At 40.6% G+C, this 14,197-nt stretch carries 7 protein-coding genes; 3 read left to right on the top strand and 4 right to left on the bottom strand.

Translation table 11 applies throughout. The annotated features are described in order from the left end of the window. Positions 1-53: 53 nt before the first annotated feature. The gene (locus ACP6PK_RS18905) at positions 54-638 is read right to left on the bottom strand and encodes a hypothetical protein (protein ID WP_426561682.1); all 585 of its coding nucleotides are present in this window, start codon (positions 636-638) and stop codon (positions 54-56) included. Positions 639-1,209: 571 nt separating this feature from the next. On the opposite strand from ACP6PK_RS18905, the gene ACP6PK_RS18910 reads away from it, so the two are divergent. Together ACP6PK_RS18910 and ACP6PK_RS18915 are read left to right on the top strand one after the other, a co-directional pair. Then, positions 1,210-1,731 (top strand): hypothetical protein, encoded by a 522-nt coding sequence (locus ACP6PK_RS18910; protein ID WP_426561684.1) that lies wholly within the window; start codon positions 1,210-1,212, stop codon positions 1,729-1,731. A 34-nt stretch (positions 1,732-1,765) separates the two neighbouring features. Then, the gene (locus tag ACP6PK_RS18915) at positions 1,766-7,780 is read left to right on the top strand and encodes a LamG domain-containing protein (protein WP_426561686.1); all 6,015 of its coding nucleotides are present in this window, start codon (positions 1,766-1,768) and stop codon (positions 7,778-7,780) included. A gap of 439 nt (positions 7,781-8,219) precedes the next feature. On the opposite strand, the gene ACP6PK_RS18920 is transcribed toward ACP6PK_RS18915, so the two are convergent. The 3 genes from ACP6PK_RS18920 to ACP6PK_RS18930 all read right to left on the bottom strand — a co-directional run bounded on the left by ACP6PK_RS18920 (position 8,220) and on the right by ACP6PK_RS18930 (position 13,132). Beyond that, entirely contained in the window at positions 8,220-10,829 is a 2,610-nt protein-coding gene (locus tag ACP6PK_RS18920) for a DUF3769 domain-containing protein (protein WP_426561688.1), read from the bottom strand. A gap of 740 nt (positions 10,830-11,569) precedes the next feature. Then, on the bottom strand, positions 11,570-11,686 hold the full coding sequence (locus ACP6PK_RS18925; protein WP_011612663.1) for a photosystem II reaction center protein I: 117 nt from the start codon (positions 11,684-11,686) through the stop codon (positions 11,570-11,572). A gap of 108 nt (positions 11,687-11,794) precedes the next feature. Further along, positions 11,795-13,132 carry a hypothetical protein gene (locus tag ACP6PK_RS18930; protein ID WP_094677366.1) on the bottom strand — a complete coding sequence of 446 codons (1,338 nt, stop codon included), beginning with the start codon at positions 13,130-13,132 and terminating at the stop codon, positions 11,795-11,797. 523 nt (positions 13,133-13,655) lie between these two features. Here ACP6PK_RS18930 and ACP6PK_RS18935 point away from each other — a divergent pair. Continuing rightward, positions 13,656-13,823: a hypothetical protein gene (locus ACP6PK_RS18935; RefSeq protein ID WP_168186413.1), complete on the top strand. Its 168-nt coding sequence runs from the start codon at positions 13,656-13,658 to the stop codon at positions 13,821-13,823. Positions 13,824-14,197 lie beyond the last annotated feature (374 nt).

Genomic DNA, 14,197 nt, shown 5'->3' on the forward strand with positions numbered 1-14,197 from the left:
GCATCTTGCTCCCAACTTTCTGCTCCCCACAGTTCCCACACTCCCCACCCTCCCTACTCCTCATTTTCTAAAGACTTTGTTTGTTTTTCTCCTTCTAGTTTGCTTGTATGCGATCGCAAAGTCTGACTCTTTTTGACAACTGCTTTGAGTTTAGTATAAAAATCAGTGTGTTTTATGTTGTACTGAGCTGGTTGTATTGGAAGTTGTTTCTGTACTAAATTTTGAGCTTGATTTTTTGATTTTGGTTTAAAGGGATTGGAAGATGAGGACACAAATTTAGAATTCTCTGGTGGTTTCTGTTCTAAAAAGCTAGGGTTATTTTGTGTTTGTAAAGACTGAGTATCTATCTGAATTGTCAAATTTGTGAGAACATTTCTAGTAATAATATTTTGAAATTCAGAGTTGAAATGATAAATAGGCTGACCGCGACGTTCCCATAATGTTAATATTTGCTGGACAGAAATAGCCTTGTAACGTCCCAGATATAATGCTTCAATAACTGCTAAAGAAAGCCACTCGACTTGATAGTTGTTCTCCCAACGAGCAATAAGTTGCTCGGAAGTTTCACCACCAAGGTCAAAATCATACTTTGTTAACAAAGTCTCTGCTAAAGTAGATATAGATGACTGTTCTGTCATTGGTCTTTGATTTTTTGCTCATAGCTAATATAGCAGAAGGAAGTAGAAAAAAGGAAGACCAAAGTTGGTTTATTCTTGATATTTCATTGTTTGAGATATTTGATTCAGTAAAGAGCGGTAATGGTAAATGCTATAGCGATATGGGAAGTTAGAAGTCGGAAGTAATCTCTGAGTAAGTTTGAGTATTTATAAATGTCCGCGATATATTTGCGTAGTGCTATAATTTTAAACTACCGAGCTTTCTATGAACATAGCCACAGTTGTAATAGGTTTTTGAAGTATAGGCTTCATTGTAATGAACAACTATTACCGAAAAATCTAAGGTATAAAGCCTTCTATATTCAAGAGAAAAAAGTGATCTTGAATTTCCTTATATTCAATTCCGTTAGGGTTTTTCTTGAGGTAATTATTAATTATTAATTATTAATTATTAATTGTTGAAGCCTCTCCTTAATCACTGATCTGCGGAATGTGGGCCTAAATAAATAGCTTCATGTTAAGAATTATTAACGAAGCTCAATATCTTAATAAATTATGGTAAAAAAAGCTGAAATCTTAGAACTGTAGGTATATGCCTGTTAGTAGCATTGCAGAAAAATTAAAAAAGACCTATGCCGATCGCTCCTACAAGCACACGGAGATGATTACCCACAAGGGAACCCCCATCGCCTTTGCTATGGACGATCGACGACGGCTGTTTTATGCGGTACTCGACTTAAACGATACCGAGGGCAACAAAGAGGAGTTTGATGTAGCTTATTGGCCAGAGAACCCTTCCGAACTACAGTTTCCTAACGAAATTGAGCAGGTGGGTTTTAGCATCACAGGGGCAACACGAATGCCTGTGGTAAAGCTAGATACTAGGCAGGAAGTGGCCGATCCGACCACCTTATTTCCTGAAGAGGTCGATCCATTTCTCTCTAGTACGGCCCGTTTGACGGCAGATGCTCCTTTCAAAGTATTTTCTGATAATCAACACATTTTTGTCTTTCGTCAGGCGATCGCTAATAATCATCCTGATGCGGTGTATAAGCTTAGTGGTGGTGGTGCATCGGGAGATTTAAGCCGTAGCGACTTACAAAAAACAGAGTGATGGTAGTAACGTTCCTGTAGTAGATAGTACCCTGTTGTGCGATCGCTTCATTCTCTCAGGGAAAAGGTTACAGCCTAACCGAGAGGTACGCTATCAACGCAGTCGCCACAAAACCAACCCTGCTAGCCAAACCGACAGCTTAGGGTCAAAAGATATGGAAGGCAACCCCTTCTATGAACCGACCCAAGAACTGGCGTTTATTCGCAACCTGAACAATGGTGGTTTTACAGTATTGCAACTACCGACCCAAGTGCAGGGGATAAAACGCTGGCAATTTTTTGCCCATAACAGTGCCACTGAGCGTATTGATGCCTTTAACTTGGAAGTCGCGGGAGATGGACTGTTTAATCCTCAAGGAACCCAACTTTACACCAGTCCAGATGCCCAATACCGCGATGCTGTATTAGAACGAGAACCAGGAAACGATCCCTTCACAGGTACTCCTTTAATTCCTATCTCTCAATCTACCAACCATGCAGAAACAGCATTAGCTTTTGATGGTAGCAGCTATGTAGATGTTCCCTTGTCCCAACCTTGGCAACCTACCGCTTTTACCCTTGAGTTTTGGCTGCATCCTACAAGGGAAAATTTGCCAAGATATAGCAGCGTTTTCAGTTCCACCCAAAGGGGAGCTACAGAGAATACGTTTCAAATAGCAGCTGATGGTTCAGGCAATTACAAATTAAATCATTTGATTCTCGCGCCCATCAATACCGAGTGGCATCATCTGGCTATTAGCTACGATGGCAACACCAACACATTGAAAGCTTTTATCAATGGTCAAGAAGTCTTAGCTGAAGAATTAACATACTCTTTTAAATTCGATCTATTTCGTATTGGGGCAAACCGTAACGCAGAGGTTGGATTTGAAGGAGAAATTGATGACGTGCGGGTGTGGGACTATGCCCGAACTGGTTATGAGATTTCCCGTCAGTGTTTTCTGCGTCTCATTGGTAATGAACCAGGACTTGTGGGTTACTGGCGATTTGATGAAGGGGCAGGTAGCAGAGTTTTTGATCAAACAGATAATGCTCATGACGGCACCATTTACGGTAATTCTAGCTGGGTTTCCTCCGAGGCTACCATTGGCGATCGTGCGGGAATGCGTCGCAGTAGTTTTTCTCTCACCGGACAAACCCTTGTGGGGTCTTGGGCTGCCAAGCTTTATTATCAGGAAGAAGAACAAGCCACAGGGTACAACAACAACCGCAAACCTATGAAGAAAAATGCCCGCGTCATGGTCGCAATGGCAACCCAGGATAGTAGTGGCAGCGATCCGGCGGTAGCAACCCTTGATATGGCGGTTTCTCGGGAAGGACGACTGGCAGGATTGCCTGATGCTATTACGCTGCCAGTATTGGAAAAACCAGGTTCCAGTGGTGAATTGAAGCAAATTTCTGTCTTGGAAGGGGAGATTCGCACACTTACGGATGAAATTGAACTACTCACCAACGAAATTACCGCGCTGAAAGCTAAACGACATGGTTATGTTGACTACTTTACCGAAAGACGCCTCTGCTACGAGCGATTGTCTAGCCCCTCCGCTGGGGCTTATAGTAAAAAGGAATGGGGAACAGAATACCCACCGAGCATAGTGCCTAAAATAGATGAGTTTATCCAACAACTGAGAAATGGCGTTGATATACCACGAGAATATCTATCAAATCGTATCTGGATAATTAAGAAAGAGATGATCAGTTACGAGTATGTATTGAGGACGCGGGGAGATGTATCTGTAGGAAGTGACATGGGAAACGTAAAAGTAACTTACTTTATAGAAAGAAGAAATAGTGAACTCAATGATTGGCAATTAGAACTGCAACGATGGGATAACGGGGAAACAATAGTTGCGAAAGAAACCCGAATACAGCAATTACAAAGCCTTCTGTCTGACAAAGAAGATCGGTTAGGTGTGTTGACAGGGGGCGAACAAAACGAAATCCGCTTACCGATGGGATTACTTCATATTGATGCCTCTGGCTTAACGGTTAATGGTAGCTTAATGAAGTTTGCCACCGCTACTAATACCCCTACTCTATTAGATGGGGCAACAGGAGAGTTAAGCCTCTACTACCCCGATCATTCTGGGCCTTTTATGGCATCCTATTTTCAAACTTTGGTGGCTCGGACTTGCTTAAAGTTCCCTGATAATAATCTCACCCTGTTTGCTCGTGTTGCCGGGAGCAACGCTATCAGTGCAACCATTAGTGATGGGAGTAGTGACGACACCTGTACCTTAGCTATTACCAATAGCGATCGTGGTATTACTGAAACCTGGACTGACTTACCCCGTGACCCAAAACAATTAGCTGATATTCTCAATGGCACAGGAGACCGACCAGAAACTGTGACAGCAACAATTGTTCCTGCAACTTATAGTGTTAAGAAGCGATCGCTACAAGTGTTGGCTTCAGTGAGTAATAATAGCAGTAATGTTACCAATGGAGAGGCAACCGTCATTACTGGAAGGGATAGCTTTTGGAGTGCTAACGCCCCAGGAAGGGCTTACTACTTCGACAGTAACAGTGATTTGCTGTCTTTGCCGACAGAAATGCTGCCCCAAACTGCTATGAAATCGGATTTAACGGTGGAAGCTTGGGTTAACCCCAGTAATACCAGTGATTCAATGGCTCGGTTGTTATACCACAACTCCGACACCGCAGCCTATACCCTGGCCTTACAGGAAGCAAACAGCCAAACCGACCCTAAACACTACTATATTATTGCTGGGGTAAGTCAAGGAACGGCTAATAATCATCAAGGACAGCGTTTCCTCAAGAGCCAAGAAACCATCTCTGCTGAAAGCTGGAATCATGTTGCTCTGCCTTTCCGTCAGTCCTATGGTCTTCGTTTTGATGGCTCTAGCTACCTCAATTGTGGCAATAACCAGATGTTAGATATTGGGGAAGACTTGACCATTGAGGTGTTTCTACAGCTTAATCGCTTGGGTATCACTCAAGGCATCATCACCAAAGGTTTTCTAGGAGAAGATGACAAGAGTGTGCCTTATCAATTGTTTGTCAGTAGTGATAATAAGCTGAGATTTGTCTTTGAAGATGCTGATGGAGGCTATCACAGTTATTGCTCCAATGAAACCCTAGCCACTGGGCAATTTTATCGCATTGCCATCACTCGCAAGAAAGGTATAACCCAGAAAGAAAATCCAGGTACCAAAACCATTTCTTACGAAGATGAGAATGGGAATACCCAAACCCGCACCCTTGATATAGTGGAATCGATGGATGTAGAGGAATGGTTTGACATCGCCCTTTATATTAATGGGATACAACAAGGAAATCAACCGACTCGTTATGATGGAAAAGCCCCTTTAGGCAATGACGAACCCTTAGAAATTGGTCGCTGTTTCTCCCCTCCACGCCAACAAGAATACTTTCCAGGGGAGATTTCTGTATTAAATTTCTCAGAACTGGCTGTTTGGCTAACCAGTCCACGCCAACAAGAATATTTTCAAGGTATTATCTCAGAAGTTCGTCTCTGGAGTACCGCCCGTAACCAAAAAGATTTGGGTAAAAAGATTGAGGGGAGTGAATCAGGGTTAGTGAGTTGGTGGCAGTTGGAAGATAAAGAAGGTAATGTTGCCACAGACAGTAAAAGTAACAATCACGGCAAAATTAAAGGAGCGCGTTGGGTAAAAAATCCTGACCCTCACGGTAGTGCTTTTAACCTGCGGTTGAATGGTTTACCCTTAGCTGCAGAAATCATGACATCGGAAACTTTGCCCTGGGGCGATAAACAGTTTAGTATGGCTGGCTATCAATCCAGTGGTTCATCAAACCATCAATTCCAAGGCATATTAGAAGAAGTCCGTATCTGGCGCACCCTTCGCACCGACGAGCAAATTGGAGACAATTTATTTACCCGTCTCAAAGGAGAAAAACAGGATCTCTTAGCCTATTACACCTTTGACGACGGTTCTACCCGTGCTGACACAACCCAACTTCGGGACAATGGGCTGCGAGGCAACCATCTGTCCTTACCTACTAACGAAACAGCACGCCCCAGGATATTCCTTTCGACTGCCCCCATTGGCAATGATACCGCTGCCGTTCGTTCTGCCCTTGCTGGTGTGGAAACTGACTTCCAAGAAAAGATTGATACTATCCCTGGGGTGGTCGAATATGCTGATTTACAGCGAGACAGCCGAGGTAATATGGGCGGGGTACTCAAGCGGTGTTACAGTTACTTACAAAACGGTCAGTGGCAGTTGGTAACGGGCTACAAGGTGGGTAATTTGGTAACTGAATGGATTGGCCAAGCACAGTTCGATCCCCAGGTTATTGGTTACATTGAAGGTGTCCCTCCAGTACCTAGTGAGAATTTGACAGGTGGTGTTGTCAGCAGTCGCTACGACCTAATTGAAAATGTCTCTAACATTGAGGTTGTGGAAAGTACAACAGTTAACTATTCCCTTTCCTCTTCCAAAGAAAGTAGCTTTAACATGGGATTTAAGGCTGCTGCAGAAATTACTGCTGGTACTGAAGTTTGGTTGATTACTGCACCGTTGGGATTGGGAACTGCCCAACAGCTAGTGGATGTTGACTTTACTGCTGGACTTCAAGGCAAGTTTGATACCTCTAATAGCTGGTCTCAAGAAGAGAGTATTGGCACTAGCATGAACCGAACTCGCAATATGTCTGTAGCCCTTGGAGGCAGCTTAGAAGGTGCAGAACCTGGTCAACAACGTAACCCAGCAATTGGTCGTCGTGTTGTGCCGGGTAACAAGGGTTTTGCTCTCGTGCAATCCCAAACAGCGGATATCTTTGCTCTGCGTCTAGCTCATAATAATGCCCTCGTATCCTTCCGTATGATGCCTAATCCCGATATTCCCATTGATTGGAATATTATTCCCTTCGATATCAATCCCTTCTATACCAAGCAAGGAACCCTTGATGGTCGAATTGGCTACGATGAAAATGGTGCAGTTGTTTTTGACGAAAGCTACGAGAATACTCGCGGTTATGGTGAATATAGCTACTTCAAACCAAAAGAAGCCTATGCCATCGAAGGGCGTATCCAACGAGAAGAGCAACGCCTATTAAATTACTACCAAAACGCTGATACTGCCGTTGCCAATACTGGACAAGTTATTGGTGCAGCAGCAGGAGCAGCAGCAGGCATTATGGCAGGTCCTCTTGGTATGGCAGTTGGTGCGGCCGTTGGTTCAAGCGTTGGCGGTTTGGCTGATGCTGTAAGTTCAAGCACGGCTTTGAATCTACCCACTAAGTTTTCTAAACGGAACATTGTCAATACCTATGTCTGGACAGCAGACGGTGGTTTCTTTGCTGAGACTACCGAAACGACAGATGTTAAAAGTGAAGTGACCGCTGGCTCTTTTACTTTTAGCGGGGCTGTCGGTGGCAGCTTTAACCTCAATATTGATGCACCTGTTGGTCTTTCTCTGGAGTTTGAAGCCTCTATTGGCGGCAGCATTAATGTCACCAAAACTCGTGCTAAAGATACAGAGAAAGCCTTTAGCATTGAAGTGAATGTGGATGTACCTGGGGACTTACAAAAGACTGCTCCTGATGAAAATAATGAGTGGAAACCTGTGTTCGATGGGGATGGCAATGCTGTCACTGCTGCTGGAAAAGTAGATGCGTATCGCTTCAAAACTTTCTACCTTGATAGTTCTGAGCGCAACTTTGAGGATCTCTTTGGCAAAGTGGTCGATCCTATTTGGCTAGCGAGTGATAATCCTAATGCGGTGGCGTTAAGTCAAGCCAACCAGTCAGATAAAAAGCCCCCCTGTTGGCGGGTGTTCCATCGGGTTACTTTTGTTAGCCGTATTCTCCCTGATTTCCCCGATCCCACGGCAGCACCTCTGGAAAGCACCCTGAAGGCGGAGAACATCAGTAGCAATTGGCAACTTATCCAAAAGCTCGATCCTTTTGTCCGCACTAAAACTCAGGATATTAGCATCTTTGGGGATGCGGTTCGACGGAGTTTGCAGACTTATCTTCCCGAATTAGTACCCCATAGTCAGGAGATTATCAGTTATCTCGCTTTGTATTACGGTATTGAAATTTAATCTTTTAATATCGGTACAATTGAATATTGTAGGGGTTTGGTGACCAAACCCCTACCAAACTTGGGGGTTTGATATCATCAGGACTTATATCAAATCCGGTAGTATCGATATAAAAAAGCGTAGAAACCGGGTTTGTTTTAAATACCCCGCTGTATAACATCTACTTCCCACAAACCCGGTTTCTTATAACACTTCCATTGCCAGCAGATTTGATATTACGCATGAGCTACGAAAAACTAGGGTTTGAGATTGCTATCCGTTCCGGACTGCTCCGCAAACCCTGTCGGTTGCTATCGCAAAGCTGTCGCTTTTCATGTCGCGGAGCGAAACGCAATGACGAAAATACGTTGTACTGCGTAAGTCCCTATTATAACCTGATTTACTACTTTTTGCGTAACATGAGCTGATAACTGATAACTGAAATGACTCCTTCTTCAAGTTACCTAACCACACCACCACCAACAGGTCGAACATCTTCCCCAGAGAACGGAGTTGTACCACCCTGCCAGTTGAAGTCACTGATCCGGAGGCTCAATGTACCAGTTCGTCGTCTGGGACTAAAACTTAATACTACCCCATAAGTCCGACGACTATATTCTAATGTAATTCTATCGTCAAGAATATCACCATTTTCTAAGTTGATACCACTCTGATAGCCAGCCCGAAAACCTTTATAAATCTGTTGAACGAAACCAAATAAGAGGACATTTGTATCTTCCACCCGGTCAAAGAAAAAAGGTGACTGACCACTCAGACCAGTCTGACTATATGTTAAGTTAAATCCGGTATAATCAAAAAAGTCTCTGGAAAAATGCCCAAACTGTCCAGTAAACCCTATACTACCACGCACAAAAGATTGGTCTTCATCATTACTATAAAGGCTAGTTGCACCTGTAAGTCCTAATACCATTTGCACAAATGGAACTACTGGTTTACTGGTATATCTCAAACCCTGAGCCGGGGTAGCAGGTAATGGTTCACCACTCCAGATGGTTAGTGGATATCTTAGAGACACTACACTCTGGAAACGACCCAGGTCAGCTCGCGATCTAGGATCGCTATCATCATCATCGTCATCATCGGGTAGGGGTTCAAATGGTTGGAGGTCGGTTAACAATTCCCGGCGATCTGTTCTTGCATTAACTGATTGATACCCAGTCTGAAAACTGAGTTGAGCGCCTGTTTCACCTAATGGTATTAGGGGGGAAGTAAGAACAACGCCTGCACTACTGTGAACAGTTTGAAATCCTAAACTGCCATTAAATAAGCGATCGCGATAACTATACTCTCCTGTTAAATTGTAACCTCGGAATAACTGTCTTAGTCTAACGCTACCCCGAAAGTCATCTTCCTCTAAGTCGGGAAAATCTTTAAATGTGAGAAATGTGGCACGTCCTTGTAGTTGAGTTGTGGGTGTTATGGCACCATTGACAGAAGCTTTGAGACCAATAACATTACCATCTATGGGGGAGTCGTCTTCACCGCCACCAAAAAATGCTCTTTCCAAGTAGTATTGAGGCGTTAGCCTGATTTGCAAAGGACCTGGAACAAACGGTTCAAATGTACTTTCAACAAATAAACCACCTCGATCGTCTTGGTCATAACCAATTTGAAGTGGGAGCGGGTCTCGTTGCTGGCGATCTATAACTGTTCGTTCGCGAAATAGTGGCAAACTAAAACGTTGGTCGAATACTAACCGAGATTTTTTGGTTATCAGTTCATCCTGAAAGGGAGATAGGGGTCTCAGTGTAGCGCGGTCTGACCTTAATTCTACTTCTGGGGGTGAAAACGGGTCATTGGTTAGTCGCAGATTTATTGCTTCCCAGGTACCAGCACCTAATAAGTTGAGACGGTCTGCTTCAAAGCGCAGTCGGTTAACTGTTCCTGACTGCTCTGGTAGTTCTAATGTAGGTTCAAATGTAAATTTTGCAGTTCCAGTAGCTTTGACTTTTGTTGGAGGTTGCGTAGCGGTAATGTTATCGCTTAATGATCTTGCCCCTAATGCTCCTACTCCTTCTGTTGTAGGGAGAGGTGATGACAAGCTTTCTTCTGCGTTTCCGACAAAAATAATTCCACTTGCTTGTTCAATTAATCCTTTGTCAAGGGTAAAGTTATATTCCATCCGTTCCCCAAGCAAGACTTGTCCGTCTTGAGTAAACACAGCATTTCCTGTGGCAAGAAGTTGACGAGTTGTTAGGTTAACTTGTACTTTGTCAGCACTAACTATTCCTTGACTAAATCGTACTGTTACTTTACCTTCTGCACTAATAAGTCGCCGTTCCTCGTTATATTCTTGGCGGTCTGCAGTTACTTCGACTACATCTGCTGGTAGAGGTATTTGAATGGGTTGTCTATTCTCTGAGTCTTGAGTTTGAGATTCTGGATCTGGTATAAGAATAGGGGTTCCTTCTTTTTTGTCTTCTGACTCTAGAGTGTCACTTTCGCGAATGGGTTGTTGGTCTTGGGGAAGGTTTGGTAGTTCTGGGGCGTTGTTTTCTCTGATGGTTTGCCCTATCTGAAATTTTGATGAAATTGGTTGTTTTGTACTACTAAAATTTTCTAATATTTTTCTACTATTATTAATATTGAGTGAGTTTGTTTGTTGAGTAGTTTGAGCTTCTTTTTGAGAGACACTATATTCTGAGAAATCTGAGAAGGAGTTGGAGGAGAATGTTTGTTTTCTACCTGAATTGATTTGGCTTTCAAGAGTAGAAATTCTCTGTGCTGATGATATATCTATTTCTATTGGTGGTCCAAGATTGGCTGAGGTTGTATGAATTGGACCTACTTTCTGAGTATGGTCAAAAGTTGAGGTAATTTGAGGAAATTTGTACACTACGGTTTCTCTGAACTCTTCCCCTGAGAAAGTGTTCTTTGCAGATATTCTAATTTCTTCTGAAACCTGGTTTAATTTTGGTGTTGGACGAGATTGATTTTGATTTGGAGTAGATAGTTCCTGTCGTGCCTCTGTAACAGATTGGACTACAGAGACTGAAGGTAGGGTTTGAACAATTGGAGGTAGTTCTGGAGGTGGCAGGGGGTAGGACATATTTCGGATAGAAATACTAAGTTCACGAGATTTAAAGATTAGAGTTCATCATAAACTTAAGAGCTAGAATTTTCACACAATATTTATCCAGTTAAAAGTCAAAAGTTAACTTCTGGAGGTTGATAATATTGTTGATGCTTTGATTTGAATTTTTTAGTTTTGCTTAGAATCAATATGGGATTTAATTTCAGGGATTGTAATCCATTTTTTTAGGAATTAATATAATTAAAAGATATTGATATTTGTTATTGTGAGCAGAGTCTGGTAAGATTCCTGAGCTTGAGATTATTCTTTTGCACTTTGTTCTACTCCCTAGTGCAGGATTGGAGAAATAATTAAGCAGTTACAAAATCCTCAAAGGCTTACTAATCAATACTTTTGATTCTTAGTTTTTGACTTTTGATGTCTGCTTCTGGGGACTAAGGACAGCTCCTGAATAATTAACTAGAATTTATTTTCTATACCATATTCTATGAACTATGTCAAAAATTAGCCTGGAATGGAACACTTGATAACATTAGTGGACTTCCAGGCTGAAAAAGGCTCCCACAAGATTAGCATTTACTTGCCTCCTGCGGAGGAGCCACACTTCTATATTCAATATTTTCGATTTGAGGAAGGGAGCATTTTCGGCTTCTTCTCTATGACTATAATACTAGCTTTAATGCCAGGACTAATACCAAATTGACTACCGTTCAATTTGGGGCAATTCTAGCATGGAAGCTAAAATTAATACCTATTTACTCCATGTCCCGACCACTAGGGTTCCGTGCGGGGTCATTGGATAAGAATCCAAAAATAAATAACAATACAAAGAACAGGACAACGATATTAACAACTATTTTCAAAGTCAGCATTTATTATTTCTCCTAAAGGGATGGGGTTTCAGACCGAATTTTTTCGATCAAATATCTACAACTTTCTTATCATATCTAAATGTTGACTCATTTTACCACAATCATTTGTCAAAAATTTTTCAACTTTTGTTGACACAATTGCCACACCTGTGCAACTAATTTTTCTAGCCAAGTCATAATTACATCAACCCACTCTAATATTATTTGTAGGGGATGTTTGACATACCCTACTGAAACTGATTCTACTTCTAACCAGTTTGCTTGGTGTTTGGGTCTACTTTGTGAGTTATAAGTTTGAACAGATATTTTTGTACTGTTTATGCTATAATTTATTTCCTGTTCAATTGTATGCCCATCTATATCTCTGAAAACTTCTTTGAATGCGATCGCCTCTTTTTTGGGAGAATTATGAGAATTTGAGATTTTCTCCTGAGAGAAGTCCTGATGTAAAGGGCAATTTTTCTCTTTTCCTAATTTTTCTACAGCTCCTGGGTTAATGACAGGTTTAGTTGTTAAAGAGGTGGCTAACTGAAATGTTCCTGGTTGACATGGTGATACTAATGAGGCAACTGTTGGTGTTTTATGTTGGGTAGCTAAAGGCTTTTGTTGGTTTTCTTGGCCTAGTTCGGCTTCTAACAATGACTCAAGTTCCCATTCTTCTTCTATGTTAAAAGGTAGTAGCAAACCATTTAATCCTAGACCTCTGGTAATTGGGTATAGATACTGTTTGCCTAAATTATGAATAAACTCACTGACAGTTAGATTTGAACTTGACAATAATGGCTGACTTTGGTAGGAAGTAAAATTTCTATTGTCATGTTTTGGTTTATTTTGGTCTAAAGCTATATTCGATTCCTCAAACAAATTGAACCACAAGGCAATTTTACTGGTTTGTACCCAAGCCATAATGTGCCAAATTCCTCCTAAATGTCCAAAGATTGGCACAAGTTCTGCACAGGGTTGAAGCTGTAATCTTACATTTTTTTCTATCTTGGCTGTTTGTAATATTAGAGGATTTTTTTGTTTTATCTTGGTCGAAATATCTGATACTTTATGATTTTTTACAATCTCTAATCCTGAGAAATCTTCCCACTGCATTCTAGGACTTGAGGGTTCTAATAGTTTAGGATCGGCTTGTGTTGAAATTAGTAATCTTTCCTGAATAGGTTTGTCAGGAGTTTGATGATTTTTACTAACTTTTTTACTAACTTTTTTATTTACTTTTTCTGTTATTTGTGGTATGTTAGTTATAGTTGTTTGTCGTAGTTGTTTGAGTGTTAGGCGAGAGGTTTGGAGCAACACATATATAGGATAAAGTAACAATTGAACTGTGTTGGTAGCTGCAAATTTTAAATGACGCCAGGTTGCATCGCTTCGATTTAATATTTGGCGATATTTTGTTGCAACAAAATTTAATACTTTACTTTGATAAGGACTTGATGTCATTTTCACTTAGATATTAGATCAATTAATTTTTCAGAGTTTACTTTAAAAAGAAGAAATATACCTTTTAGATTGTTTGAGGGAAAATAGAACAATTTAACTAAGAATCAAGGGACGTAATTAATCAAGCTTTTACAAGAGAAAAAAATAACAGGTTGAGTCTAGTTTTAGGTTTCTCAAGGAAAAGTTATAGATACTCAATATAACTATACCAGGAAATCATAAAATCATCTAATTTTTTATTCTATATTTTTTGATTCGGAAATTTCCACAAAAATTATCACATCAAATATCTGGTGGGAAAATCAGATAAATAGATTTTATCCTCAGGCTGAAATCTCAATTATTATTCTGGATTGAAAGATTATTTTGCTAGTATCTTTGATTTGAGAGCGGAAATATTTAGAGATTTTTTTGATTGTTTAAGTCAAATTTACCTAAGTCGAAAGCTGATACTTAAAGGGAATTTTGGGAAAGTTAGGCAGGAAGATAGAAAATGAAACCTAGTTTTATTTGATATCTGAAGTTGAATAAATCTCTGGATGCTTATGGTAAATTTATTAACCAATTAAGATTTTTTCGATTTTTTGATTCGGAAATTTCCACAAAAATTATCACATCAAATATCTGGTGGGAAAATCAGATAAATAGATTTTATCCTCAGGCTGAAATCTCAATTATTATTCTGGATTGAAAGATTATTTTGCTAGTATCTTTGATTTGAGAGCGGAAATATTTAGAGATTTTTTTGATTGTTTAAGTCAAATTTACCTAAGTCGAAAGGTTTTGGTTAGAGAGAATTTTTGGCAAGTTAGGTAGGAGGATAGAAAATGAAACCTACCTTGATATTTGAAGTTAAATAAATCTCTGAATGCTTATGGTAACTTGATCGGCAAATTGAGATTTTTTAGATTTTTTTATTTGGTCTCTTTAGACAAAAATTATCACATCAAATATCTGGTTGGAAAATTAGGTAAATAGATTTTATCTTCAGGCTGATATCTAAATTATTATCCTAGATTTAAAGGATTATTTTGGGAGTAGCTTTGACTAGACAGGGGAAATATT

The sequence above is a fragment of the Dapis hubbardiae BLCC-M172 genome (assembly GCF_050016015.1).
Taxonomy (GTDB): Bacteria; Cyanobacteriota; Cyanobacteriia; order Cyanobacteriales; family Microcoleaceae; genus Trichodesmium.